General features: G+C 53.0%; 24 protein-coding genes. 12 read left to right on the top strand and 12 right to left on the bottom strand.

The window, feature by feature from the left end; translation table 11 throughout:
• Nucleotides 1-20: 20 nt before the first annotated feature.
• Both EVJ32_RS08880 and EVJ32_RS08875 read right to left on the bottom strand, forming a co-directional pair.
• Nucleotides 21-3,167 carry an efflux RND transporter permease subunit gene (locus tag EVJ32_RS08880; RefSeq protein ID WP_131457943.1) on the bottom strand — a complete coding sequence of 1,049 codons (3,147 nt, stop codon included), beginning with the start codon at nucleotides 3,165-3,167 and terminating at the stop codon, nucleotides 21-23.
• Between the two features lie 28 nt (nucleotides 3,168-3,195).
• Nucleotides 3,196-3,762 carry a TetR/AcrR family transcriptional regulator gene (locus tag EVJ32_RS08875; protein ID WP_131457942.1) on the bottom strand — a complete coding sequence of 189 codons (567 nt, stop codon included), beginning with the start codon at nucleotides 3,760-3,762 and terminating at the stop codon, nucleotides 3,196-3,198.
• A gap of 227 nt (nucleotides 3,763-3,989) precedes the next feature.
• Here EVJ32_RS08875 and EVJ32_RS08870 point away from each other — a divergent pair, with 227 nt between their 5' ends.
• The 3 genes from EVJ32_RS08870 (at nucleotide 3,990) to EVJ32_RS08860 (ending at nucleotide 7,536) form a co-directional block, all read left to right on the top strand.
• Entirely contained in the window at nucleotides 3,990-5,060 is a 1,071-nt protein-coding gene (locus tag EVJ32_RS08870) for a Fe(3+) ABC transporter substrate-binding protein (RefSeq protein WP_131457941.1), read from the top strand.
• Between the two features lie 131 nt (nucleotides 5,061-5,191).
• Nucleotides 5,192-6,829 carry an ABC transporter permease gene (locus tag EVJ32_RS08865; RefSeq protein WP_131457940.1) on the top strand — a complete coding sequence of 546 codons (1,638 nt, stop codon included), beginning with the start codon at nucleotides 5,192-5,194 and terminating at the stop codon, nucleotides 6,827-6,829.
• Complete coding sequence (locus EVJ32_RS08860; protein ID WP_131457939.1) at nucleotides 6,829-7,536, top strand: ABC transporter ATP-binding protein; 708 nt, start codon at nucleotides 6,829-6,831, stop codon at nucleotides 7,534-7,536. The genes EVJ32_RS08865 and EVJ32_RS08860 overlap by 1 nt, the downstream gene beginning before the upstream one ends.
• A 52-nt stretch (nucleotides 7,537-7,588) precedes the next feature.
• On the opposite strand, the gene EVJ32_RS08855 is transcribed toward EVJ32_RS08860, so the two are convergent.
• The 4 genes from EVJ32_RS08855 to EVJ32_RS08840 all read right to left on the bottom strand — a co-directional run bounded on the left by EVJ32_RS08855 (nucleotide 7,589) and on the right by EVJ32_RS08840 (nucleotide 11,260).
• The gene (locus tag EVJ32_RS08855; RefSeq protein WP_131457938.1) at nucleotides 7,589-8,035 is read right to left on the bottom strand and encodes a hypothetical protein; all 447 of its coding nucleotides are present in this window, start codon (nucleotides 8,033-8,035) and stop codon (nucleotides 7,589-7,591) included.
• Nucleotides 8,036-8,140: 105 nt separating this feature from the next.
• Nucleotides 8,141-9,037 carry a class F sortase gene (locus tag EVJ32_RS08850; protein WP_131457937.1) on the bottom strand — a complete coding sequence of 299 codons (897 nt, stop codon included), beginning with the start codon at nucleotides 9,035-9,037 and terminating at the stop codon, nucleotides 8,141-8,143.
• A gap of 19 nt (nucleotides 9,038-9,056) precedes the next feature.
• Nucleotides 9,057-10,397, bottom strand: a complete 1,341-nt coding sequence (locus tag EVJ32_RS08845) for a globin family protein (RefSeq protein WP_131457936.1) — start codon at nucleotides 10,395-10,397, stop codon at nucleotides 9,057-9,059.
• A gap of 83 nt (nucleotides 10,398-10,480) precedes the next feature.
• Nucleotides 10,481-11,260: a helix-turn-helix domain-containing protein gene (locus EVJ32_RS08840; protein ID WP_131457935.1), complete on the bottom strand. Its 780-nt coding sequence runs from the start codon at nucleotides 11,258-11,260 to the stop codon at nucleotides 10,481-10,483.
• Nucleotides 11,261-11,383: 123 nt separating this feature from the next.
• On the opposite strand from EVJ32_RS08840, the gene EVJ32_RS08835 reads away from it, so the two are divergent.
• Nucleotides 11,384-13,033, top strand: a complete 1,650-nt coding sequence (locus EVJ32_RS08835; RefSeq protein WP_131457934.1) for a glycoside hydrolase family 13 protein — start codon at nucleotides 11,384-11,386, stop codon at nucleotides 13,031-13,033.
• A 102-nt stretch (nucleotides 13,034-13,135) separates the two neighbouring features.
• Nucleotides 13,136-13,642 carry a flavodoxin domain-containing protein gene (locus EVJ32_RS08830; RefSeq protein WP_131457933.1) on the top strand — a complete coding sequence of 169 codons (507 nt, stop codon included), beginning with the start codon at nucleotides 13,136-13,138 and terminating at the stop codon, nucleotides 13,640-13,642.
• Here the strand turns inward: EVJ32_RS08830 and EVJ32_RS08825 are convergent.
• On the bottom strand, nucleotides 13,606-15,204 hold the full coding sequence (locus EVJ32_RS08825; RefSeq protein ID WP_131457932.1) for a glycoside hydrolase family 55 protein: 1,599 nt from the start codon (nucleotides 15,202-15,204) through the stop codon (nucleotides 13,606-13,608). The two genes, EVJ32_RS08830 and EVJ32_RS08825, sit on opposite strands and share 37 nt — an antisense overlap.
• Before the next feature lie 265 nt (nucleotides 15,205-15,469).
• On the opposite strand from EVJ32_RS08825, the gene EVJ32_RS08820 reads away from it, so the two are divergent.
• The 5 genes from EVJ32_RS08820 (at nucleotide 15,470) to EVJ32_RS08800 (ending at nucleotide 18,712) form a co-directional block, all read left to right on the top strand.
• Nucleotides 15,470-15,670 (top strand): cold-shock protein, encoded by a 201-nt coding sequence (locus EVJ32_RS08820; protein ID WP_016507985.1) that lies wholly within the window; start codon nucleotides 15,470-15,472, stop codon nucleotides 15,668-15,670.
• A 125-nt stretch (nucleotides 15,671-15,795) separates the two neighbouring features.
• Entirely contained in the window at nucleotides 15,796-16,209 is a 414-nt protein-coding gene (locus tag EVJ32_RS08815) for a pyridoxamine 5'-phosphate oxidase family protein (RefSeq protein ID WP_070328358.1), read from the top strand.
• Nucleotides 16,210-16,422: 213 nt separating this feature from the next.
• Entirely contained in the window at nucleotides 16,423-17,514 is a 1,092-nt protein-coding gene (locus EVJ32_RS08810) for an RNA-guided endonuclease TnpB family protein (protein ID WP_131457931.1), read from the top strand.
• A 315-nt stretch (nucleotides 17,515-17,829) separates the two neighbouring features.
• Nucleotides 17,830-18,333, top strand: coding sequence for a DoxX family membrane protein (locus EVJ32_RS08805; RefSeq protein WP_131457930.1), 504 nt, complete (start codon nucleotides 17,830-17,832; stop codon nucleotides 18,331-18,333).
• Between the two features lie 82 nt (nucleotides 18,334-18,415).
• Nucleotides 18,416-18,712: a DUF3817 domain-containing protein gene (locus tag EVJ32_RS08800; protein WP_021068057.1), complete on the top strand. Its 297-nt coding sequence runs from the start codon at nucleotides 18,416-18,418 to the stop codon at nucleotides 18,710-18,712.
• A 25-nt stretch (nucleotides 18,713-18,737) separates the two neighbouring features.
• Here the strand turns inward: EVJ32_RS08800 and EVJ32_RS08795 are convergent, their stop codons facing one another.
• The 3 genes from EVJ32_RS08795 to EVJ32_RS08785 all read right to left on the bottom strand — a co-directional run bounded on the left by EVJ32_RS08795 (nucleotide 18,738) and on the right by EVJ32_RS08785 (nucleotide 19,676).
• On the bottom strand, nucleotides 18,738-19,043 hold the full coding sequence (locus tag EVJ32_RS08795; protein ID WP_201740688.1) for a hypothetical protein: 306 nt from the start codon (nucleotides 19,041-19,043) through the stop codon (nucleotides 18,738-18,740).
• Complete coding sequence (locus EVJ32_RS08790; RefSeq protein WP_131457929.1) at nucleotides 19,040-19,285, bottom strand: hypothetical protein; 246 nt, start codon at nucleotides 19,283-19,285, stop codon at nucleotides 19,040-19,042. Before EVJ32_RS08790 ends, EVJ32_RS08795 begins: the two co-directional genes overlap by 4 nt.
• A 64-nt stretch (nucleotides 19,286-19,349) precedes the next feature.
• The gene (locus EVJ32_RS08785; RefSeq protein ID WP_071398828.1) at nucleotides 19,350-19,676 is read right to left on the bottom strand and encodes a winged helix-turn-helix transcriptional regulator; all 327 of its coding nucleotides are present in this window, start codon (nucleotides 19,674-19,676) and stop codon (nucleotides 19,350-19,352) included.
• 106 nt (nucleotides 19,677-19,782) lie between these two features.
• On the opposite strand from EVJ32_RS08785, the gene EVJ32_RS08780 reads away from it, so the two are divergent.
• A complete protein-coding gene (locus EVJ32_RS08780) occupies nucleotides 19,783-20,583 on the top strand; it encodes a VOC family protein (RefSeq protein WP_131457928.1) in 801 nt (266 codons plus the stop codon).
• 12 nt (nucleotides 20,584-20,595) lie between these two features.
• On the opposite strand, the gene EVJ32_RS08775 is transcribed toward EVJ32_RS08780, so the two are convergent.
• Entirely contained in the window at nucleotides 20,596-21,588 is a 993-nt protein-coding gene (locus EVJ32_RS08775; RefSeq protein WP_070328350.1) for a 5'-3' exonuclease, read from the bottom strand.
• Nucleotides 21,589-21,781: 193 nt separating this feature from the next.
• The gene (locus tag EVJ32_RS08770; protein ID WP_071398830.1) at nucleotides 21,782-23,092 is read right to left on the bottom strand and encodes a hemolysin family protein; all 1,311 of its coding nucleotides are present in this window, start codon (nucleotides 23,090-23,092) and stop codon (nucleotides 21,782-21,784) included.
• A 201-nt stretch (nucleotides 23,093-23,293) separates the two neighbouring features.
• Between EVJ32_RS08770 and EVJ32_RS08765 the strand changes: the two genes are divergently transcribed.
• On the top strand, nucleotides 23,294-24,091 hold the full coding sequence (locus tag EVJ32_RS08765) for a glucose 1-dehydrogenase (protein WP_131457927.1): 798 nt from the start codon (nucleotides 23,294-23,296) through the stop codon (nucleotides 24,089-24,091).
• Nucleotides 24,092-24,113: the final 22 nt, after the last annotated feature.

The raw sequence follows: 24,113 nt of genomic DNA, 5'->3' as shown, positions 1-24,113 counted from the left end.
CGGTCAAATCTCTTTTTGAATTATGCTTGTTGTTTCTTGCGGAATCGAGCGAAGAACTCATAGACGATTGGGACGATGAGCAACGTCAGTAACGTCGAACTTGTGAGTCCGCCGATGACGGTGACACCGAGACCTTTCGAGATGAGTGCGCCGCCTTCGAGTCCGAGGGCGAGTGGTGATAAGGCACCGATTGTCGCGAGCGCCGTCATGAGAATCGGACGAAGTCGCGTACCGGCTGCTTCAAGCAACGCTTCACGCGTCGATAGACCGGCTTCTTCTTTATGAATGACGCGGTCGATCAAGACGATCGCGTTTGTGACGACGATCCCGATCAACATGAGCGCACCGATCAAAGCAGATACGGAAATCGTTTCTCCCGTGATCAAGAGGGCGACGAGTCCGCCGATGATCGCGTAAGGGAGCGAGAACAATACGACGAACGGGGTGATGGCACCGCCGAACGTGACGACGAGCACCAAGTAGACGATGGCGATGGCTGCGAGCATCGCGAGGCCGAGCTGCGTGAACGATTCTTGAATCTGTTCTGTCACACCGCCGACGTCATACGAGACGCCAGTCGGGAGATCGATGTCAGAGACACGTTCTTCGATGGCGGCCGACGCTTCCGTCGCCTTGTCCGTGCTAAGTTCGACGCTGACGGTAGCAAGGAGCTTGCCGTCGCGCTGGACGAGTGTGTCCGGCGTCGTGCCTTCTTCGACTTCGGTGAAGTCTGAGATTGGGCGCGGTCCGAACGGCGTCGTCACTTCTTGCGCTTGCAAGTCTTCAATGCTGTCATACGTGACTTGTTCCGTCGGGATGATGACGTCGAGCTGTTTGTCATCGATCGTCACACTGGCGAGCGGACTCGCTTGTGCTTGGAACTGACCGATCGTTTGAGCGAGTTGAGCGGCCGAGACGCCAGCTTCAGCTGCTGCTTGTTGATCGACGTTGAACGTGTACTGGACGTATGACTCACGAAGATCAGACGTCGCTTGGCGGACGTAGTCCGTCTCTTCTTCGATCGTCTCGATGAATGTCGGGACAATCGCTTCAAGATCTTCGAGCGAGTTAGCGTAGACGTTATACGTCACACCGCTCGTTCCGGCACCGCCGGCGAAGTTTTGTTCTTTCCATTCTCCGCCTGAGGCAAGTTCGTTCAATTGTTCGATGTCTGCCAATTTGACGTCGGCAAAGTCTTCTGTGTCCGGGTCGTACTGGACGATGAAGATCCCTTGCTTGTTATTCCCCGGGTTGAGCGGGTTTTCGCCACCGACCGTGAACTGGACGTCGGTCGCGTTCGGCTGGTCTTCCATAAAGTATGTCTCGGCGATCTCAGCAGCCGCGATCGAGTCGTCAAGCGTCTGTCCCGGTTCCGGGTCGAACGTGACGAACAGCGTCTTATCCGAACCTTGGTTCAAGAAGTTGACCCCGATGGCTGGGACGAGGGCGAAACTGCCGATCAAGAGAAGTGTCGCGAGTCCGAAGACGACGAGCTTATGGTTGAGTGACCAGTTGAGCACACCGCGGTACCATTCGGCAAGTTTACCGGGTCCTTCTTCCGGCTTCAGCTTGTCACGGTTTTTAAAGAACGAATCGGCCATCATCGGTACGACCGTGATCGCGACGAGGAGCGAAGCGAGCAAGGCGAAGACGACGGTCAAGGCGAACGGCAAGAACAGTTCGCCGACGAAGCCGGTCACGAAACCGAGCGGCAAGAAGACGGCGATCGTCACGATTGTTGATGACGCGATCGGGACGAACACTTCTTTCGTCGCGGCGATGATCAACGCTTTGCCGCGTAACGGTTCGTTCGGACGAGTGAGTCGACGATAAATGTTTTCGATGACGACAATCGAGTCATCGACGACGCGTCCAATCGCGACGGTCATCGCCCCGAGCGTCATGATGTTGAGCGTGATATCGAGTTGCTTCAAGACGATGAGCGCCATCAAGAGCGATAGCGGAATCGAGATGACAGCAATAATCGTCGAACGGAAGTTACGAAGGAACACTAAGATGATCAAAATGGCGAATAGTCCGCCGAGTAACGCCTTCGATACCATCGTCTCGACCGATGCTTCAATCGGCTGACCTTGGTCGAGTGTGATTGAGACGTTCGCCGTATCATATTCGGCCTCAAAGTCGTCTAAAATCGTTTTGACGGCGTTGACGACGTCGACGGTGTTCGCGTCTTGTGTCTTCGTCACTTGAATCCCGATCGAACGTTCTCCGTTCGACCGCGAGATCGATTCTTCGATGCCGCGGTCTTCGATTGTCGCGAGTTCGCTTAAAGCGACGGTCGGGACTGTTGTCGGCACATTCGCAGGTGGGACTGTGCCTGGGACTTCGCTTGGCGATTCAGGTGTCTCGCCAGCCGGGAATCCGCTTGGCGCCCCTGGGACAGTCGGTTCAGCAGCTGGAGCTGGTGAGTAGGGGATTTGCAGGTCACGGAACGCTTCGAGCGTCTCCGACTTCCCGTCGATGACGACGGCCTGTTCCGTATCCCCGAGCTCGTACAAGCCGAGCGCGATGCGGGCATCGTTTGCTTGAATCAACTGTTTGACCGCATCTTCTGTCAAGTTGTATTCAGCAAGTGCGGCCTCGTCGAAGCGAAGCTCGACGCGACGGACTTCTTGACCGGCGATTTGGACGAGCTGGGCACCTTCGACACCTTCAAGGGCCGGTTGGAGCTCGTCTTCGACAAGTTTTGTCAACTCAGCCAAATCGAGGCTTTCATCTGAAACGGCTGCCCCGACGACCGGGAAAGCGTCGAAGCTGAGGCGTGACACTTGCGGGTCTTGGACGGACTCTGGCAGCTCGACGTTGCTGAGTGCATCTTTGACCTGTTGTTCAGCCGCTTCCATATCCGTGCTGAAATCATAATCGATTTGAATGTTCGAAGCGTTTTGGAACGAAGACGAACGGACTTGTTCGACACCGTTCAAACTCTTCAAGCGATCTTCGAGCACGGAGCTCACTTCGTTGAGCACTTGTTCAGGGGAAGCACCGGGATAAATCGTCGTCACCGAGACGGTCGGTGTCGTGATGTCAGGCAGTGTCTCTAGTTTCATCGTCAGGCCGGCAAAGATTCCGGCGGCCGTTAAGATGATCGTCATCAACCAAACGGCAAACTTGTTGTTGACGGAGAAGGTCGTGATCTTTTGCATGGGGTTCATTTCTCCTCTAATAATTAGTCTAGTTTCCCGAATCGATGTGTCGGGCGCGCTCGATGAGTCGAGCGATAATGTCTTGTTTTAAAGCGGTAGGGGGGACGCCGACATTGAAGTGTTCGGACATCATCATCCCTTCAAGGGCGTAGCGGATGATCATCGTCTCGACGGGATCGCTCGTCTGTTGAAATCCGGCGAAGAACGTGTCGATATCGTGCTTCCAACGGTCGGCGTACGCTTGATCGACGGCGAATAACGTCAAGAAGGCGATCATCTTCTCGGCATCGATATGAATCGGTGAGCGTTCCGGATAGAGTTTCGTCTCATCGAATAAGCGGACGAACGCCTCGACCGGACCGTGGCCGTCAGCCTGAAGTGATTCGTATAAATCGTTTTGTTCGGTTTGAAGCCGTTCGACGATGGCGGTCAAAAGCGCTTCTTTCGACGGATAATGATATAACAGGCCACCTTTTGAGACACCAGCGGTCTTCGCGACTTCATCTAATGTCAGTTGGTGCACACCGTGCTCCATGATGATCTCGGTTGCGGCATCTAACAGTTTTTGTTTCGTGATAGTTGATCGGTTTGTCATTGCGTCACTCCTTTCTGTACCGACCAGACGGTCTTTTCATTTCAACTATAGGCGCCCCATCATTTTGAAGTCAAGAAATGATATCGTCAAAACTGTTAAGTTATAAATACATAAGCAATGTCAACATTTTCAAAAAAAGGTTGACATGAGAATGATTATCATTGATTATAGTGATTGAGAGTAATTATCATTACCAACAAAGAGACTAAAACGTGGGGGAATTACAAATGAACAAAAAGTACATGGCACTTGGACTTTCAGCAGCACTTACGACATCACTGCTTGCGGCTTGCGCGAGCACTGAAGAGACGACTACTACGGGGGACAATGAGACGGCAGAAGAATCAAAAGTCGTCAACGTCTACTCGAGCCGTCATTACGATGTCGACAAAGAGCTCTACAAACAGTTCGAAGAAGAGACGGGCGTGAAAGTCAACGTCGTCGAAGGAAAAGGTGATGAACTTCTCGAACGTTTGAACACAGAAGGTGAGAACACGGAAGCGGATCTCTTCATTACTGCTGACGCCGGGAACTTGCACCAGGCAAAAGAAGCAGGGCATCTTCAAGCGGTCGATAGCGATGTGCTTGAGTCGAACATCCCAGAAAAATACCGTGACACGGACAAGGAATGGTTCGGTCTCACGAAGCGTGCACGTGTCATTGTCTACGCGAAAGATCGCGTGAAGCCGGAAGACTTGTCGACGTACGAAGCGCTCACGGAAGAACAGTGGAATGGGAAAGTGCTCGTTCGTCCATCTGAAAACATGTACAACATCTCGCTCCTCGCGTCATTCATCGAAGTGAACGGTGTCGACCAAGCGAAAGAATGGGCAGAAGGTCTTGTCAACAACATGGCACGTGACCCACAAGGGAACGATCGTGATCAAGCGAAAGCCGTCGTCGCCGGTGAAGGTGATGTGGCCATCATGAACACATACTACATGGGTCTCATGTTGAACTCAGAAGACGCGGAAGAGAAGAAAGTCGCTGAAGCGCTCGGTATCTTCTTCCCGAACCAAGACACGACAGGTACGCACGTCAACATCTCTGGAATCGCGATGACGAAAGCGGCAAAGAACTCTGACAACGCGAAGAAACTCATGGAGTTCATGTCTGACCCGTCAGCGCAAGAGCAGTTCGCAAGCGCCAACTACGAGTACCCGGTCAACGAATCAGTCGAGCCGAACGAGCTCCTCAAATCATGGGGTGAGTTCAAAGAACAAGATATCAACCTATCTGTTCTCGGTGAAAATCAGCAAGAAGCCATCCGCATCTTCAACGAAGCTGGTTGGAAATAAGACGACTTCGGCTTGAACGCATGTTCAGGCCGAAGGTTTTTGCGTTTCCTGACAGTCTAAAGGTATGACCGGGACGATGAAACTGATATGATGGGACAGGAAGTAAATGAAAGAAACGGGAGCTGTAAGACATGAACTGGTATGCAATCAAACGACAACTGAATGGATGGTCCATCCTGAGCTTTATCGCGTTGTCGTTTATCGTCCTGCCAGGAATCGTTGTCTTAGTAGAACTGTTCGCACCGGTCAATGACAATTGGCAACACATCCGCGAATATCTGCTGCCGACGTACGTGAGGAACACGTTGTTCATCATGCTCGTGACCGGTTTCTTGACGACCATCATCGGAACGAGCCTCGCTTGGTTCGTCACGGTGTATGACTTCCCGTTACGGCGATTCTTCAAATGGGCGCTCATCTTGCCGCTCGCAATACCGCCGTATATCGGTGCTTACACGTATCATGGCATCTTGAACTACACCGGCGTCATCCAGACGACGCTGCGCAACGAGTTTGGCATCACCGTGGATCAGACGTACTTCAATATCATGACGATCCAAGGGACGATCTTCATCTTCACGTTGTTCTTATATCCGTACATTTATACGATCACACGCGCGTTCCTACACAACCAGTCATCGTCGATGATCGAGAACGCCCGCATCCTCGGACGCGGGTCGTGGGATATCTTTTTCACCGTCGTCATCCCGATCTCGCGCGTCGCCATCATCGGTGGCGTCAGTCTCGTCTTGATGGAAGTGTTGAACGACTACGGCGTCGTCAAATACTTCGGGATCCAGACGTTCAGTACGGCCATCTTCAGCACGTGGTTCGGTATGAAAGACACGTCTTCAGCGTTAAAACTTGCCGGCACGCTCATGATCATCGTCATCGCCATCTTGATGGCGGAACGACTCGTCCGAGGCCGCAAGCAGTTCAGCTATGCGACGACAAAAGTGAAGCCGCTCAAGCCAAGACCGTTGAACGGCTGGCACCGCTACGCCGTGTTCGGTTACGTGGCGACGATCTTCGGTATCGCTTTTGCGATCCCGTTCATCCAACTCGTCGCTTGGACGTTCTTGACGTTCGAGCAAGTGTTCACGGCTGAATTTTTCCGCCTCGTCTGGAACACGGTGAGCGTCGCCTTTATCGCGACAATCATCATTCTCGTATTCGCACTCATCATCGCCAACTATACGCGGCTGTTCCCATCGAACATGACGCGCGTCATCTCGAAAGTGACGACGCTCGGCTACTCGATCCCGGGAGCGGCCATCGCCATCGCTGTCATCACGTTGTTCTTACTATTAGACGAATGGGTGCTAAAAGCAGCGCTCGCGCTCGATGTCGGACAGACGTTCGTGTTCCGGACGACGCTCATCATGCTCATCTTCGCCTACGTCATCCGTTTCCTCGCCATCGGTTACAACTCGATCGAGAGCGGATTCGAGAAAGTCGGGAAGTCGTTCACGGAAGCGTCACGTATGCTCGGTTGGGGCACGGTGCAGACGTTCTTCCGGGTCGATATCCCGATGATCAAAGGGGCGATCATGAGCGCGTTCATCCTCGTCTTCATCGATATTATGAAAGAGTTGCCGCTCACGCTGTTCTTGCAGCCGTTCAACTTCTCGACGCTTGCGACGCAGGCGTTCAAATATGTCAGTGATGAGAAGATTCACGAAGCGGCGCTCGCGTCGATCGTCATCGTTCTCATGAGCGGATTGTTAATCTTTGTGTTCCATAAGGTGCTTGATAAGGAGGCCGACTAATGTTTGTTCAAATCAACGATTTACACTTCAGCTATAAAGGTGCGCAAGCAGAGACGATCAAAGGGTTCTCGCTCTCGATCACGAAAGGCGAAATCGTATCCCTCCTCGGCGACAGCGGTTCGGGGAAAAGTACGATCTTGCGCCTGATCGCCGGTCTCGAGATGCCAAATCAAGGCGTCGTCGTCGTCAACGATTGCGTCTGTTGTGACGACTGCCAGTTTATGCCGCCCGAACAACGCGGCGTCGGCATGGTGTTTCAAGACTATGCGCTCTTCCCGCACATGACCGTTGAGAAGAACATCCGCTTCGGCCTCCATAAGCTCAGCCGGAAGGAGCGGAACGAACGGGTCGAGGAGATGCTCACGCTCGTGAACTTATCTGAGTTCCGACATCGCTATCCGTATGAGCTGAGCGGCGGTCAGCAGCAGCGTGTCGCGCTCGCGCGTGCGCTCGCACCGAAGCCGTCTCTCTTGATCTTAGACGAGCCGTTCAGTAACTTGGACACGTCGCTCCAACACCGGATCCGCGACGACTTGCGCCGTCTCCTCAAACAGACGGGCACGACGACGATCTTTGTCACGCACGACGAGGAAGACGCGGAAGCGCTCGCCGACCGTATCGTCTATCTCGGAGAAGGCAAAATTAAAAAGCAGGTCATGACGGAGAACAACAAGACGTTCAACCCGCAGATTCCTTGCTTTGTGTAAGTACGGCGCACTCATTGATCAAAAATGGGTGCGTCTTTTTTTGTGAAGTTCATTACTCAAAAAATCGATTGTCTAAAACGGACAGATGCTCCTGCCAATCCGACCAGTAGGACTGGAGTGATGTGATCAATCCATGCCCACCAAAGCTAATTGTACTTTCGTGGGACGCATAAATGATCCAGTTCATTTTTTGGTCAAACCAATAGCGTTCTAAATAACGACCTTCATAACAAGGATCTAATGAAGCGGTGTCGATTTGCCATAGTGTACGGTCCTCATGCAGTTCAAATATAAGCTCCGTCCCTTGGTCCCATACCCATTGGCGGATTTCTTCGATTTTTTGATCAACATCTTCAATATAATCGCTGTCGAATGCAATCACATCGAGTCGAGGAGAAGTGGAAAGAGGGTACCAATAATACGAATCGTTCACACCCCAAATGGTGCGAATTCTTCTCTTTAACTGATTTGCGAATGGTTGTGAAAGTCGAGTCCTCATGACTTGAAACTCCTTATCCTAAATCTATGCATTTTTTGCTACATTCACTATATATGGAAAACAGAAAAAATGCCCTTAGATTTTTTATCCAAGGGCGTTTCGTGTCTACTTCGCTGTCTGAGACGGCTTCGACTCATTTCCAAGCCGGTCGATCGCCGTCACGTAATACGTTGCCTGCCCGTTCGTGACTTCAACGCTCTTCCGGGCGTGTGACGGGACGCTCTCGATACGTGTCGCGTTCCCGTCGATGACTTCATAGACACGGTAGCCGATGACGGCATCGTCACGGACCGCGTGCCATGTGAGCAAGTTACCGCTTAACGTGACGTTCGTCGGGGCGTCGAGTTCGACTGTCGACTTGATCTCGCTATCGACAAGCTCCGTGTAAACGACGAAACGTTGGTCATAACCGCCGTCCCCGAACGTACCGGAACACGTGATCAAGTTCAAGTTGCGATTTGACGTGGCGCCAAAAATCTCGTCGATCGGGGCATTTTTCGTGTCATAACTCTCTGTTTTTGTGACACGAAATCGCAGCGTGTTGCCGTTCTCGTCGATAATCGTCACGTCATCGCCTGTCTTCAGTTGATCGAGTTCATAAAAGACGGCGGGCCCCGTCTTACTATCAACGTGTCCGGCGACGACGGCGTTGCCTTTACTGCCTGGTTTGACACCGGGTTCGAACCAGCCGACTTGATTCTCGTCAACGGGTACGCCCATCTGTCCGTTATCGAGCACGCCGACTTGTTCGATCGCGGTGTCGACATTGATGCTCGGGATTTGAATCTGGACAGGTGTCACGGCTTTAGTGCTTTCCTCTTCCTCGGCTAAACGAAGTTTCTTCACCTCTTCCTGTAGAAGTGAGAATTCAGCCGATAAATCTGGGCTCTCCTCTATTTGTTTTTCTTCTACAGGTGGTGATGACGATTCTTGAGCGCTCGTCCACGACCAGAAGCCGAAACAAAATAGAGAGAGCGCCAAAAACAAATGGCGCTTGTTCATTGGGCTCTCTCCTTATTTATTATTGAACAGATTGTTTACGGTTGCGAAGCGTGACAAAGGCGAGCATGATTCCGCCAAGTATAGCAAGGCCAGCGTAAAGGGTATTCATTGATTGTGCTTGTGCACCACCGAGACCTGTTTCAGGCATCGCTTCAGGCATTGTCGTTTCAGCGAACTTGTCAGGCATTTGTGTCACGATCGCGTTACCAAGTGTTTCACCAACACCGAACATGAACGCGTATCCTTCACGGAATGACATCCAAGCTGCATCTGCGTCACCGGCTACATATTGATCAAACGTTTGAAGCACGAGTGCCTCATGTTGCATGATCGCTTCTTGACCGGCCGCTTGTGGCAAGTTGCCTTCTGTCGCTGCATCGAGGAACGTGCTGAAGTCGACAGCGAACTGATCGAGTTTCATGCGTGCTTCTTCGATTTTAGCTTCGTCGCCTTCAAGTGTTGCTGCGACGATGTCACCTTGTGCTGTGATGTGGTTCCCGTTCCATACTTTTTCAAACTGAGCCGCACCTTCGTCACCGTAGACCGAACCGATGGCTGCTTTAAAGTCGAGCGTGTTTTGATCTTCAGCCCAGCTGACGTAGTCGAAATCTTCCGCTTTGTCGTAGCCTTTTTGCATGCCGATCGCAGCGAGGGCAAAGTGTTCACCGGCGAGGCTGTTCAATGTCGAACGAAGCTCTACAGCTGGCGTGTCAGCAGGTGTCGGGAACTTGTCAGGCATTTGCGTGACGATTGCTCCTGAGAGGGCTTTACTGATGTCGAACATGAGCTTGTAGCCTTCACGGTATGTCATGTAAGCCGACTCGTAGTCACCGGCGACGTAGTTATCAAACACCGAGAGAACTTGGTCTTCGTGAAGTTCAAGGACGTCAGCGGCTGCTTCTTTCGGTAAGTTGCCTTCTGTCGCAGCATCGAGGAATGTCGAGAACTCTTCGACGAACTCATCGACTTCGGCTTCAGCCTCGGCACGAAGTTCTTTGTCGTCTGACTTGGCAGCTTCGACGAAGTCAGGCGAGTAGTCGTTATGGCCGGCGAAGATGTCTTCGAACTGAGCCGCGCCTGCATCACCGTAGATTGAGGCGATGGCTGGCGTCATGTCAAGCGCGTTTTGATCGAGTGCTTTCACTACGACTTCGGCATCAGGTGCCCCGTCGTAAGCTTTCATCATCGATGTGACGGCTAAGACATAATGCTCAGATAGTAATTGGTCGAGCGTGGCACGAAGGTCTCCAGCTGGTGTGCTCGCTGTTGGAGAGTGGTCAGCTGCCTGTGCGTTCAATGGTACGAGTAACCCCAGTGCCAGTGCCGGTGCAACAAATTTGTTCATTGTTTTTTTCTTCATGTTCAATCGCTCCTTTTTTGTGAGTGGTTGTCGTTGTTTACACCCATCTAACGGAGCGATTCAAAAAATGGATCACTTTTTGATTATTTTTTTTCGTTTTTTTGTTGAAGTGTGCGGTACACCCCTGGTGCGACGCCATATTTCCGTTTAAAAATCCGGTGGAAATAGGGATACGTTCGAAACCCGGACAGCTCGGCGATCCGTTCGAGCGAGTGTTGTGTATACCGCATTTGCTCTTCGGCGAGCTGAAGCCGGATCGTGTGCGCGTACTCGATGATCGTCATCCCGGTCACTTCCTTAAAGAGGTGCATGGTCCGCGACACGCTCAAGCCGACGGCAGCGGCGACGTCGTCAATTTTGAAGTCGGCGGTGACGTTTCCTTCTATATAACGCATCATGCGAGACACGACCGGGGGACGTACATTCGTCCGGACGTCTCGCATCGACCGATCGAGCATGAGCAGAAGCGCCTCGGTCAACTTCTCGATCAACGCTGTGCTCTGTTCATCGGTCGGTCGTCGTGCCTCTTCCGTGACGTGTTGCCAAAGCGACAGGAGGCGAGGGTCAATCGAGATCGTGGTGAGCTGTGAGCGGGTAGTCGTCGACCACCAGGCGTCGAGCGTCGGACCAGCGCAGAACAAATGATAGTCGCCACTCGCCGGGGTATCGATATTCAACTCATAGTAGTCACCCGGTTTGACGAGCAACAGATCGCCGGGGTGCGCGACGTATGTCTCCCCGTTGACGAGGATTCGGGCCGACCCTTCAGTCTGCAAGCGGATCAAGTACGTGTCCAACCGGTTGGCGAACGGAAAAGTATATGCTGCTGTGTGATACGAATAGCCACAAAAGCCGATTTCCATCGAATTACTCCTTTATAATAGCAAGATTGTGCATATCTTAATCATATCATGGATAGGCACAGGCGGCGGGACAAGGTACGATGATGACGTCAGATTTGAACCGATGATGAGGAGGAGACTTTTATGAAACAATGGTGGAAAGAAGCGGTCGTCTATCAGATTTATCCGCGCAGCTTTAACGACTCGAACGGGGACGGAATCGGGGACATCCCGGGCATCACGGAAAAGATGTCCTATTTGGCTGAACTCGGGATCGACGTCATCTGGTTGTCACCGGTGTACGATTCGCCGAACGATGACAACGGCTATGACATCCGCGACTACCGTGCGATTATGGATGAGTTCGGGACGATGGACGATTTCGATGCGATGCTCGAAGAGGCGCACCGTCACGGCATCAAGATCATGATGGACCTCGTCGTCAACCATTCTTCCGATGAGCACCAATGGTTCATGGAGTCTCGGTCTTCGAAAGACAGCCCGTACCGCGACTACTACATTTGGAAAAAAGGCGAGAACGGTCAGCCGCCGACGAACTGGGGGGCTTTCTTTGGCGGCAGCGCGTGGGCGTACGATGAAGCGAGCGACGAATATTATCTGCACTTGTTCAGTAAGAAACAGCCCGACTTGAACTGGGAGTCGGAGACGCTGCGCCGCGAAGTGTACGATTTGATGGCTTACTGGCTCGACAAAGGCGTCGACGGTTTCCGGATGGACGTCATCAATATGATCTCGAAAGACCAAAGCTATCCGGACGGGAAGACGCGCGGGACGGGCTACGGAGACGGAACGCCGTTCTTCTTCAACGGGCCGCGCATCCATGAGTTCATGCAAGAGATGAATCGTGAAGTGTTGTCGAAGTACGATACGATCACGGTCGGGGAGATGCCGGGTGTCAGCGTCGACGAGGCGAAGCTCTACACTGGTGAAGACCGTGACGAGCTCAACATGGTGTTCCATTTCGAGCACGTCGACGTCGGCAACGGTAGCTTTGGGAAGTGGAATCCGACCGACTGGAAGCTGACGGAGCTGAAGACGATCTTCTCGCGTTGGCAAGAAGGACTCGAGGAAGAGGGGTGGAACAGCCTGTATTGGAGCAACCACGACCAACCGCGGGCGATTTCGCGATTCGGCAACGATTCGGATGAGTACCGGGTCGTCTCTGGCAAGATGCTTGCGACACTCCTGCACATGTTGAAAGGGACGCCGTACATTTATCAGGGCGAAGAGTTCGGCATGACGAACGTCGCGTTCGACTCGATCGACAAGTACCGTGACATCGAGACGCTCAACGCGTATCGCGATTACACATCGAACGATTTGTTGACGCACGAGGAGATCTTCCGCGGCATCCACGCCCGCGGACGCGACAATTCGCGGACGCCGGTCCAATGGTCGGCTGACGCGCAAGGTGGGTTCACGACCGGTACGCCGTGGATCGATGTCAATCCGAACTACGTTGACGTGAACGCGGAAGCGGCACGTCTTGATCCGAATTCACTCTTCCATTACTACCGTCAGTTGATCGCGCTGCGGAAACAGAATCCGGTCGTCGTCTACGGGAAGTATGAGCTGTTGCTCCCTGAAGACGAAGCCGTCTACGCGTTCACGCGGGCGCTCGAAGGAGAGACGTGGCTCGTGCTGTGCAACTTCTCTGCTGAAACACAAGAACGGACATTGCCGTATGACGTCAAAGACCGTGTCATCGGCAACATGGAGCCAATCGAACCGTTCACGCTTCGTCCGTACGAGGCACAAGTGTATAAACTATGACAAAAAACTCGCCCAAGCGGCGAGTTTTTTTCGGGCGTATAGTATTCTCCAAGGCATTCGGGAATAGGAAGAGTAGATTCCGACTTAAAAGGGGGAAACGAGATGAAGACGTTGATTGCGTATACGTCACGATATGGTACGAGCGAGAAAGTCGCCCATCTTTTGGCCGCACGGTTGTCCGGAAACGTCCACGTTCAAAACTTGGTCGATGAGCCAGACGTCGATTGGGCAACGGTCGACCACGTCATCGTCGGGGGATCGATCCGGATGGGGAAAGTCCAAGACGAGCTGACCGACTGGTTGAAGCAAAATGAAGTCCAATTGCTTGAACGTCCGCTCGGATTGTACTTGTGCGCCGGCACGCCGACCGCGGCGGAGCGGCAACGTGAGCTCGAAGGCGCGTACGGGGAACATTTACGAGCACACGCCTACTTCGTCGAAGTCGTCGGTAGCGGCTATGACTTTGAGCGGATGGGCTTCCTCGACAAAGCCATCGTCCGGATGATGGCCAAACAGACGGTCAGTTCGCTCAATTTGGACGAAGCACGGTTGAATGAGCTCGTCGAGTCGGCTCAAGCGTCACTTCGCACCCGATCTGAGAAACCATAAGCGAATAAGTCGTGCGCTTCGACCGGGCTACTCGTGGAGATGAGGACATCTCCACTTTTTTGTTCGCCTTCGATGTGTTTTAGCACGACGTTAGCGAGCTGTCCGCCGATCTTTACAGAGATCGGGGCCGAATTCCGGCACGTGACATCTTCGATTGTGACGTGATCGGTCCGGTTGTCGCCGCCGAACAGTTCGATGTCGGCGCGGCTGGAAACGAACCCGCTTGTGGCAATTCGTTTTAATTGAACGTTCCGAGACTTATACTGGACGGCGAGCGCTGGATGTCCTGTATAATCATAGGACGGGTCACCGATGGCCGTAAAGCCATGGATCAATACGTCTTGATACGCCGATACGACGAGGCTACGGGGCGATGACTTGGCGTATAGCTTCGAGCGTACCGGTTCAATCGATAGTAAATTCGTTCCCGAGATGAACCGCGCCGTCTTCGACTCGGGATCGTCGGCCAAGTGGTGTCCGATGTGGCGAAAATTGAAGGACCGATTATCACGATACGAGACGTGCCCAAAAATATGGACGTCATGGGCGGCCGAGGACGTACCGTGGGCTTTCACCTCGACTCCTCCAAAACAACCTTCCGTCATATTGTTGACGAGCACGACGTGACGCGAACCGTCATCGACCTCGATGCCGTTTGAATTGGAGAAGCCGTGGGCGTGCGTACGTCCGTGCGGGTGATGACAGTAGCAGTTCGTGATGTAGATGGCGTCGCTATGATGCGTCGTGATGCCGTCGTCCCCATAGTTCGTCGCCTCGCAGCGATCGAGCCAGATGTAGCGGCTGCCTTTTTTGGCACGCGATCCGTCCCCGAGGTAATGGTAGTGAGGGGCGGTGATATCGAACGCGTGCAGTCCGGCACCTTTGGCGGTGACGTGATGGACCCAGGCGAATTTGACGTGGGCGAACGTCAACGCGCTCGAAGCCGTGTCTCCACTCGACGTCCGATCGACGTCGCCAAGGCGCTCGACGTTCCAGTCGAGCGTCAGATGGGCGACCTCGATGTGATGGTTCCCATAAAACGGTGTCGCATTTCGCAGCAGCCGGCGATGCTTCGGTGTGCCGTCGGCCAAGCGTAATACCGTGTCCTGCTGTCCCGCACCTTCGAGCACGCAGTTCGAGGGGATCCGGACGCCACGGACGATATAGACACCGGCCGGCACGTGGACGTGGCGGTTCGACCGAAGCGCGAGCCGGAATGCGAGCGTGCAGTCCGTCTTGCCGTCCCCGACGGCCCCGTAATCGGTCACGTCGACGTGATGGCGTGTCGTCTGCAGTAAATTCAAATGTTCCGCGTCGAGACGACGCATCCAGACGGGCCGGACGAGATCGTCGACGACCTCGAGCGGGAGTGCACTCGTCACCGGTGTGATCCGTTCCGTCATCGGCAAGTGGGAGCGGTACGACTTCGATTGGTCAGGATAATGGTCGTGTCGCGTCGCTTGATGCCAAGCGAGCGTCTCCGTCAATAGCTCATCTGTCGACCAGGCCGCGTAGCGGGCGATAGTGGCAGCGATATGCGTGCGGTCAATTTGATTCATCATATGAGTCGTCCTCCTAACGTTCACTACATGTGATGTACCCGTTTTGAAATTATTTTTAGCAAACCGAAGTATTTAGTAGACAGAAGCATTTATCCATGGTATATTACATATGTGCTTAATTAAGAATAGCTGGAAACATAATTCACAATCGCTTGGGATTATTTTTCATGAAAGATAATCCAACAAGTTTTGTGCTTTTTTTTGGTCAGTTTTTTCTAGTAAGGCACTACTAGAACGCACAGCGTTTATTTCAGGAGGGTTCATTATGAACACAGGTAAAGTAAAATGGTTTAACTCAGAAAAAGGTTACGGCTTCATCGAAATGGAAGGCGGAGACGACGTATTCGTACACTTCTCAGCAATCCAAGGCGACGGCTTCAAGACACTTGAAGAAGGCCAAGCAGTAACTTTCGAAATCACTGACGGAGCTCGTGGCCCACAAGCTTCTAACGTTGAAAAAATCTAATCTTCCTTTCTAAGGAATTTTATAACCTGCTCGCTTCGGCGAGCAGGTTTTTTCGTGTCTTCGTGTTTAATCAAATGCCGCAAGGGAATGATTATACGAGTGACTATGATAAGGGGGCTTTTTAAATGGATGCTAAAACAACGGCACAACAAATTCTAGATGCAAGCAACGTCGGAACGATGGCCACGGTATATAAAGGGAAGCCGCACAGCCGATACATGACGTTTTTCCATGACGGTCTGACACTCTATACGGCAACCTCGAAAGATACGGATAAAGTCGATGAGTTGAAGAACAATCCGTACACGCACGTCTTGATCGGCTACGACGGGGACGGGGTCGGCGACACGTATCTCGAGATTTTAGGAGAGACGTCGGTGTCTGATGACGAGTCGATGAAAGAAAAAGTGTGGAACGAAAAACTTGAGGGCTGGTTCGACGGCCCGGATGATCCAAAACTCGTCATTTTAAAAATCTCACCGCAATCGATGCGTGTGATGAATAAAAAAGGCCAACCGCCACAACAAGTTGATCTTTAACATAATTAAGCGAGAATTCTCCCACCTCTAAGCGTCTGGGGCGAGGCCCAGCGTAGGTGGGAGATGAATCGCCCGTACATAAACCTCTTGGCCACCCCTGTGACAGATATGACGAACATAAGTTCGTAATTCCGTCAGATTTCCCTTCCCCCGTCGCGGGTATCGGATGAGGAAGGCGTTCATCACGATCATCGGCCGAGAGGAGGGGGAGACATGCTGAATGGCTACAAATACAGGCTCCACCCGACGTCGGAACAGGCCGATTTCCTGGTCAGGACGATCGGCTGTGCCCGGTTCGTCTACAACAAGCTGCTCGAGGACCGCATCGCTATCCACGAGGAGACGAAGGCGAGCGGCGGGTCGAAGCGAAAACTGCCGACACCGGCCTCGTACAAGCCCCTGTTCCCGTTCCTCGCCGAGGCGGACAGCCTCGCGCTCGCCAACGCGAAGCTTCACCTCGACGCGGCGTTCGCGAAGTTCTTCGCCGGGACGGCCGGCTTCCCGGTGTTCAAGTCGAGACGAAAGGCGCGCGCCTCCTACACGACGAACAACCAGCACGGCACGATCCGCATCGAGGGGGACCGGGTCCGGCTCCCGAAGGTCGGGTTCATCCGCTTCACACAGCACCGAATCTTCGACGGCGAGATCCGATCGGCGACCGTGTCGATGACGAAGACGGGCAAGTTCTTCGTGTCGCTCCTCGTCGAGCAGCCCGACGAGCCGTGGGTCCCGGCCGAGCACAAGATCGGGATCGACCTCGGCCTCGGGCACTTCGCCGTCATGACGAACGACGCGCTCGTCACGGAGAAGATCCCGAACCCGCGCAACCTGCGCGAGGCCGAGGAACGGCTGAGACGAGCGCAGCGCGCGCTTTCCCGCAAGAAGCCCGGCAGCAGGAACCGCGAGAAGGCACGGCTCGTCCTCGCGAAGAAACACGAGCAGGTCAAGAACCGACGGCACGACTTCCTCCACAAGCTGTCGCGACGCATCGTCGACGAGAACCAAGTCGTCGTCGTCGAGACGCTGAAGCCGAGGGAGATGATGCAGGACCGCCGCCTGGCGAAGTCGATCGGGGATGCCGGGTGGGGCGAGTTCGTCCGCCAGCTGGAATATAAGGCGAGGTTCTATGGACGGACGCTCATCAAGGCAGACCCCTGGTTCGCCTCGACCCAGGTCTGTTCGGCCTGCGGCGAGAACGGCGGCAAGAAGGGCCTGCACGTCCGCGAGTGGACCTGTGCCGCATGCGGCACGCACCACGACCGCGACGTCAACGCGAGCCTCAACCTGTTGCGTCTCGCAGACTAAAACACCCCAGGGCAGGGACTGCCCGACGAGCTTGGTCCACAACCGTGGCTAGTCAAAGCACGGTCTTCCCAAGAAGCTCCCACTTCAAGTTGCGAAGCAAATAAGTGGTGAGTAGTTCACAGCAGTGGAAGCGATGTCTCGAGTAGACATTGCTTTTTTTTGGTGCAATTTCCAAAAAGTTACTGACCTGTGACACACATATGAACGAAACGTGAACTATTGTCTCAAGCTATGTGAAAACATGAACATGGATGGTATATTGTGAATGTAATCACATATAAGCCATTATTCAACCATTCAAAAGGAGGAATTATCATGTTCACAAAGTTTTGGCAAAACCACAACATCGCAACCGGCATCTTGACGGTGTTACGGATCTGGCTCGGCTATCAATGGCTCACAGCCGGATGGGGTAAAATCACGGGCGGCTTCGGATCAGGCGGTTACCTTCAAAACGCAGCTTCACTCGCGACGGGAGATCACCCGGCGGTCGCCGGATGGTGGGCAGCTTTCCTTGAAAAATTCGCGATTCCAAACGCAGCACTTTTCGATATCTTAATTCCGTATGGTGAGTTCTTGGTCGGTCTCGGTCTCTTGCTTGGCGCCCTCACACGCAGCGCGGCTTTCTTCGGACTCGTCATGAACATGGCGTTCTTATTGTCAGGGACGGTCAGCACGAACCCGACGATGTTGATCGTATCGGTCTTGATTCTCGTCGCGGGCTACAACGCAGGCAAAATCGGCGTCGACGGCTTGTTCCTTCGCCGCTTCGTCGAAACAAAAATTGCGCATCGTTCACCAAATCGTCAAATAGCCTAACGACTTTCTAACGTTCCCCTGTGACAAACTTCACCTCTATCGGCTACGATGAACGTAGCATCGATTAAAAAGGAGAACGGATATGAACGCAACTCGATTCAAATGGCTCGGTTATACAGAGGGGATGTCATTCCTGCTCTTATTGTTGATCGCCATGCCGCTCAAGTATTTGGCTGGCATGCCGCTAGCCGTCAGCATCGTCGGTGCGGCCCATGGTTTCCTGTTCGTCGCTTACGTGGCGGCAGCGGTTTACATGGCGTGGCGCTTCAACTGGGGCTTCAAAGTGTTAGTCCTCGCGGTCATGGCTTCGGTCATCCCGTTCGGGCCGTTCTTGTTAGAGAAACGAGTCCTTCCATCAACAGAGAAGACATCGAACTGAAAAACGTTCGATGTCTTTTTTTCGTTCATTGATGTGTCGGCGCGCTTTCGACTTCAGCCAGTACCGTCGCTTTTTCAGCCGCGATATCGTGACGGATGCGATGCATCGCGAACAGCGTGATCGAAAGCAGGCATACCATGCAAATCGCATAAAGTGACGTGACCGACATCCATTCGCTCAATAACCCGAACGACACGAAACCGAGCGGGGTGATCCCCATCGCGAGCGATTCGAGGACGCCCATGACACGACCGAGGTAGCTTGGTTCCGTGTTCGTCTGCAAAAACAGTTGGATGGGAATATTGACGCGGATGATGAAGAAACCGCTCAACAAAGCGAATCCGGTGAGGAAGACGATGGCGGGTGTGACCGAGAAGTCGAAATAGAGCGGGACGGCCGGGCCGATTTTGCTTTATGTTGTGTCCAAACAGACGGTTCAAATTGAAGCGTGAAGCCGTGGCGTGCGAACGTCGTCTCGGCGTCGTGAAGTAAACTATGACGCGCGGCTGGTACTCCGGACGACGGGGCGGTTACGCCGACGTGGCGACCGGTCAACTGTGGATAACGAATCATGAGATCCTCCTGTGGATAAGTGATGGGCAGTGATACGGAAATGAGTTATCCACATGTGGACAATTTATTTTTGTTGCATGCGCGCAGCGTGCTTCATGCCCCAAGCGTTCATCGTCTCGAGTACCGGGATAAGCGTCTTGCCGTACTCGCTCAACTGATAGTCGACGCGCGGCGGGACTTCCGGATAGACGGTACGGATGATGATATCTTGCTCTTCTAAGTCACGCAACTGGGCTGTCAAAATCTTTTGGCTAATGTTCGGGAGCGAGCGTTTCAGTTCACTGAACCGGAGCGTCCCCCCGTTGATGAGCGCGAGTAAAATCGATGGTTTCCATTTACCGGTGATCAGTTCGAGTGCGGTATCGACTTCACAGCTTGAGATCATCGTCATGAGTCTCGCTCCTCTCTAAGTATCCTTTCGGTAACTATACCACCTTTTTGTGCCGTCTTCTGCAAACGGGACACGGCATGTATAGTAAAGAGAGAGGTGAGAAAACATGAAATTAACCAATATCCAACTCGGACCGGTCACGCTCCGGGTCAGTGAATTAGAAAACATGAAACAGTTTTACGAACAAGTCATTGGAATGGACGTACTCGAAGTCGGTAGCGACCGCGTCACGCTCGGTGCGCCGAATGCGCCGCTCGTCATCTTGCATGAAGTCAAAGGTGTGCGTCCGAACCGGAAGGCGGCCGGCTTGTTCCACATGGCAATCTTGCTGCCGGACCGCGTCGAACTCGGACGCATTCTCCGTCATTTGATCGAGCGACGGATTGAAGTCGGTCAAGGCGACCATTTGGTCAGTGAGGCGTTTTATTTGAACGATCCGGAAGGGAACGGCATCGAGCTGTATGCCGATCGGCCACGTGAGCAGTGGGAATATGAAGCGAACGGTCACGTGAAGATGTCGACCGATCCGGTTGAGTACGAATCGATGCTCGAGGCGGCAGCCGACCGTCCGTTCACAGGTCTTCCTGTCGGGACGACGATGGGACACGTTCACTTTAAAGTACGTTCCCTCGAAGCGGCCAAGTTATTCTATCAACATCGACTCGGGTTTACCGTCACGACCGATTCATACCCGGGCGCACTGTTCCTCGCGGCCGACGGGTATCATCATCACATCGGTGCGAACGCCTGGGCCCGTCCGACTGAACCGATGAACGACGAGGCGGGACTTGAAGCATGGACGCTTTTTGTCGACGCTTCGACGAACCACGAACTCGGAGGGACGACGTCGGAATGGTCGCTCACCGACGCCGATGGGATTACGGTCAATATAAAAAGCGTGGACTAATGTCCGCGCTTTTTAACGTGCTGAAATTTTCTTTTGACTCGAATCAAACGAGAGGCGAATGCCGCGTTTTTGATACGCTTGTTCGACCCGTTTTGAATTGATGCTGAGCTCAAGATGAGCCAGTTTCAAATGTTCAAGTTCTGGCACCGTGACATCGAGACGGACGAGCTCCATGTTGCGCTCGGCTTTTTTGCGTGTACGTCTCAAGTTACGGGGCACTTCCTCTGACGTCAGTGCCGCGATCGTTTCATTGATCAGTTGTCGTTTATCGCCTTTGACGCTAAGCGCCGTGTAAAGCTTATCGAGCGAACCGAAGCGTTTGATCAACTGTACCGATTGACTTTCGTCAAGGCCGGCTACAGGTGGGATGCCGTCTGAACGGTCTCCCGTCAACGCTTTGACCGCTGAGAGCTGTTTCGGCTTCAATCCTTCGTACAACGCTGCAATCTCCTCAGGACGAATCTCGAGATGTCGCTTGAGTGGGAGCGGGCGGTTGTCTTGGATATCACAACGAGCTTGCATTTGCTGAAGCTCCTGTGTTTGAAGCCATACTGTGATACGTGGGCTCACGAGCTGAAGCAAGTCTTTATCCTTCGTCATGATAACGACAGGCGCGCTGCAGCTGAACTTCCGAGCGATGTGGGCAATCAAATCTTCTCCCTCATAACCTTCGACTTGATATTGCGGGATTCCGCTCTCTTCAAGCAATTGGCGCATGAGTTCCATTTGAGCCTTCAACTCGGGTGGTGTCTGGCGACGGCGGCGTTTATAGCCGGGATAAAGCTCGCGACGCCACAATGTTTCACGTGAGACGTCCCATACGACGACAAAATGAGACGGACGATGTCTGCGTAGAATCGTCCGGATGAGGCCGGTCATACCGATGACGGCACTCCGATCGTTTTTAGATACCTCGCGTCCTTTTTTCGTTCGGCTCGCGGCGGCACCGTAGTAGGCACTGGCCAGCATGGAGTTTCCGTCAATTAAAAATAGTTTACGTTCCATGCGTAACCTTCTTTCTGTAGTTGTTGGACCGAACATTAATGAACTGTTCGGTGATGTTGTGTCAATGAGTGACACGCACTCAAATTAGCAACATATGTGCAGTATATCACGACAAGCCTTGAAAATATAGCGACAGTTCGAGCGTCAATCGAAAAGCCCTCCCTAATGTTCAAGGGAGGGCAGTCAAAGACACTCAGTCCATTTCGGCTCGAAGCTGATCTTTATGCGCAAGAATCAAGTCGACGAAGACGATGCGGTGATTGTCGATCTCGCGGACGATCAGTTCGTGCTCACCTGGCAGGACGAAACGTTCGCCGGTGCGTGCATTCGCTTTTTGCGAGAGGACGAAACCACCAATCGTATCGACGTCATCCTCGATCTCAATGCCGAAGCGCTCTTCGATCTCTTGCGTGAGCACGAGACCAGACAAGCGATAATGGCCTGGATTGACTTCAGTGATCTCGGCTTGTTCGTCCCGGTCGAACTCGTCGCGAATCTCACCGACGATCTCTTCAAGGATGTCTTCGATCGTGAGCAGGCCGGCGGTGCCGCCGTACTCATCGATGACGAGACACATCATCGTCCGTGCGTTCTGCATTTTCACCATCGCTTCTTGGAGCGGTGTGAATTCTGTGACGAGCGGTAACTGATGGATAAACGATTCAAGCGGGGCGTCACTCTTGACGAGTTGGGCCGTGAACACTTGTTTGGCGTTAATAAAACCGAGCACGTCATCGCGGTCACCGTCTCGTGTGACCGGATAGCGCGTATATTGATGTTCTTGGACGGTCGCGATAATCGTCTCGATCGAGTCTTCTTCATCGATCGTCACCATATTCATCCGCGGCACCATCGCATCTTTTGCGACACGTTCATCAAACGAGAAGATATTTTGAACGTAAGCGAGTTCGTTCTCGTTGATTTCGCCACTTCGAAAACTCTCCGTCATGATAATTTTGAGTTCTTCCTCCGAGTGCGCCGTCTCTTGCGCCGTCGTCTTGACACCGAACAAGCGGAGCGTGAGCCGGGCCATACTGTTGAGCACCCGGATGAACGGGTACAACAGCTTCGTGAAGAAGTAGAGCGGCCGGGCGACGAGCAGCGTCAATTTCTCGGCTTCATGTACGGCGAGCGTTTTCGGGACAAGTTCGCCGATGACGACGTGTAAAAAGGCGATGAGCAAAAAGGCGATTAAGAACGACAGGAATGTGGAAACCGACGGCGAGACGCTCAAGCGGTCGACGAGCGGTTGAATCATTCCTTCGATTTGATCGGCACCGATCCAACCAAGGCCGAGCGCGGCGAGCGTGATGCCGAACTGCGAGGCGGATAGCGAGTCATCGAGGTTCTCGATCACTTTTTTAGCGACGGACGCTCGTGAGTTTCCTTCTAGCACGAGTTGGTCGAGCCGTGCGCTCCGGACTTTGACGATTGAAAATTCGGCCGCCACGAAAAAGGCGGTCATGAAGATGAGAAAGGCGACGATCAATAAACTGAGTAACATGGGACTGTCCAAAAATTCCCCAAAAAATCGGGGATTCACCTCCATAAGAATAAGTTTGTACGTTTTTCAGGCGAGTCCTGAAAACGAATAGTTTGTTTCAGTATAGTAGATTTCCCATAAATATTCAAAAGACAGCCCGAAAGGTTTCATGAAGAGGGGAATGCGGGAACTACAAACCGAGAAGACGAAAGGGGAACCGACATGGCAAATTATCCAGAACTTCAAGGGAAAGTCGCAGTAATCACAGGCAGTTCAAAAGGAATCGGACGAGCGGTGGCCGAACGCTATGCGAAAGAAGGCGTCAGCGTCGTCTTAAATTATAGAAGCAGTGAAGACGAGATGAAGGAAGTCATCCGCGGCATCGAGGTGGCCGGAGGCAAAGCCGTCGCTGTCCAAGGTGACGTCGCCGAAGAAGGGCTCGCCGAGAAGATGATCGAAAAAGCAGTGTCTGAATTTGGACAGATGGACATTTTCGTCAACAACGCCGGTGTCCAAGTCGAAGCGAAAACGCACGAAATGGAGCTCGACAACTGGCAGAAAATTATCGATACGAACCTGACTGGGACGTTCCTAGGGGTGCGGGCCGCACTCAAGTACTTCGTCAAACATGATCTGAAAGGAAACATCATCAACATGTCTTCGGTGCACGAGGTGATCCCACGCCCAGGCTATACGCATTATGCGGCGAGTAAAGGCGGGGTCAAGATGTTCACGAAGTCGGTCGCGCTCGAATATGCGGCGAATCAAATTCGGGTCAACGCCATCGCGCCTGGTGCGATCGACACACCAATCAACAAAGAGACGATGCGAGACCCAGAAGAGAAGACAGGGCTCGAAGCGCTCATCCCGACCCATAAGATCGGGCGGCCGGAACAGATTGCTGCGGTGGCAGCGTGGCTCGCATCAGACGAATCGTCTTACGTCACGGGCACGACCATCTTTGCTGACGGTGGCTTGTCGCTCTATCCGGCATTCGGTCCAGAAAGCAAAGTTCAATAACATAAGGGATGGCTCGCCCGAG

Source organism: Exiguobacterium sp. SH5S4 (assembly GCF_004337045.1).
Taxonomy (GTDB): Bacteria; Bacillota; Bacilli; order Exiguobacteriales; family Exiguobacteriaceae; genus Exiguobacterium; species Exiguobacterium aurantiacum_A.
Note: the sequence above shows the minus strand (reverse complement) of the source record. Positions and strands in the feature narration are given on the sequence as shown.

Coding starts and splice junctions, on each gene's coding strand:
- EVJ32_RS08880 (WP_131457943.1), bottom strand. CDS start 3,167: ATGCAAAAGATCACGACCTTCTCCGTCAACAACAAGTTTGCCGTTTGG.
- EVJ32_RS08875 (WP_131457942.1), bottom strand. CDS start 3,762: ATGACAAACCGATCAACTATCACGAAACAAAAACTGTTAGATGCCGCA.
- EVJ32_RS08870 (WP_131457941.1), top strand. CDS start 3,990: ATGAACAAAAAGTACATGGCACTTGGACTTTCAGCAGCACTTACGACA.
- EVJ32_RS08865 (WP_131457940.1), top strand. CDS start 5,192: ATGAACTGGTATGCAATCAAACGACAACTGAATGGATGGTCCATCCTG.
- EVJ32_RS08860 (WP_131457939.1), top strand. CDS start 6,829: ATGTTTGTTCAAATCAACGATTTACACTTCAGCTATAAAGGTGCGCAA.
- EVJ32_RS08855 (WP_131457938.1), bottom strand. CDS start 8,035: ATGAGGACTCGACTTTCACAACCATTCGCAAATCAGTTAAAGAGAAGA.
- EVJ32_RS08850 (WP_131457937.1), bottom strand. CDS start 9,037: ATGAACAAGCGCCATTTGTTTTTGGCGCTCTCTCTATTTTGTTTCGGC.
- EVJ32_RS08845 (WP_131457936.1), bottom strand. CDS start 10,397: ATGAAGAAAAAAACAATGAACAAATTTGTTGCACCGGCACTGGCACTG.
- EVJ32_RS08840 (WP_131457935.1), bottom strand. CDS start 11,260: ATGGAAATCGGCTTTTGTGGCTATTCGTATCACACAGCAGCATATACT.
- EVJ32_RS08835 (WP_131457934.1), top strand. CDS start 11,384: ATGAAACAATGGTGGAAAGAAGCGGTCGTCTATCAGATTTATCCGCGC.
- EVJ32_RS08830 (WP_131457933.1), top strand. CDS start 13,136: ATGAAGACGTTGATTGCGTATACGTCACGATATGGTACGAGCGAGAAA.
- EVJ32_RS08825 (WP_131457932.1), bottom strand. CDS start 15,204: ATGATGAATCAAATTGACCGCACGCATATCGCTGCCACTATCGCCCGC.
- EVJ32_RS08820 (WP_016507985.1), top strand. CDS start 15,470: ATGAACACAGGTAAAGTAAAATGGTTTAACTCAGAAAAAGGTTACGGC.
- EVJ32_RS08815 (WP_070328358.1), top strand. CDS start 15,796: ATGGATGCTAAAACAACGGCACAACAAATTCTAGATGCAAGCAACGTC.
- EVJ32_RS08810 (WP_131457931.1), top strand. CDS start 16,423: ATGCTGAATGGCTACAAATACAGGCTCCACCCGACGTCGGAACAGGCC.
- EVJ32_RS08805 (WP_131457930.1), top strand. CDS start 17,830: ATGTTCACAAAGTTTTGGCAAAACCACAACATCGCAACCGGCATCTTG.
- EVJ32_RS08800 (WP_021068057.1), top strand. CDS start 18,416: ATGAACGCAACTCGATTCAAATGGCTCGGTTATACAGAGGGGATGTCA.
- EVJ32_RS08790 (WP_131457929.1), bottom strand. CDS start 19,285: ATGATTCGTTATCCACAGTTGACCGGTCGCCACGTCGGCGTAACCGCC.
- EVJ32_RS08785 (WP_071398828.1), bottom strand. CDS start 19,676: ATGACGATGATCTCAAGCTGTGAAGTCGATACCGCACTCGAACTGATC.
- EVJ32_RS08780 (WP_131457928.1), top strand. CDS start 19,783: ATGAAATTAACCAATATCCAACTCGGACCGGTCACGCTCCGGGTCAGT.
- EVJ32_RS08775 (WP_070328350.1), bottom strand. CDS start 21,588: ATGGAACGTAAACTATTTTTAATTGACGGAAACTCCATGCTGGCCAGT.
- EVJ32_RS08770 (WP_071398830.1), bottom strand. CDS start 23,092: ATGTTACTCAGTTTATTGATCGTCGCCTTTCTCATCTTCATGACCGCC.
- EVJ32_RS08765 (WP_131457927.1), top strand. CDS start 23,294: ATGGCAAATTATCCAGAACTTCAAGGGAAAGTCGCAGTAATCACAGGC.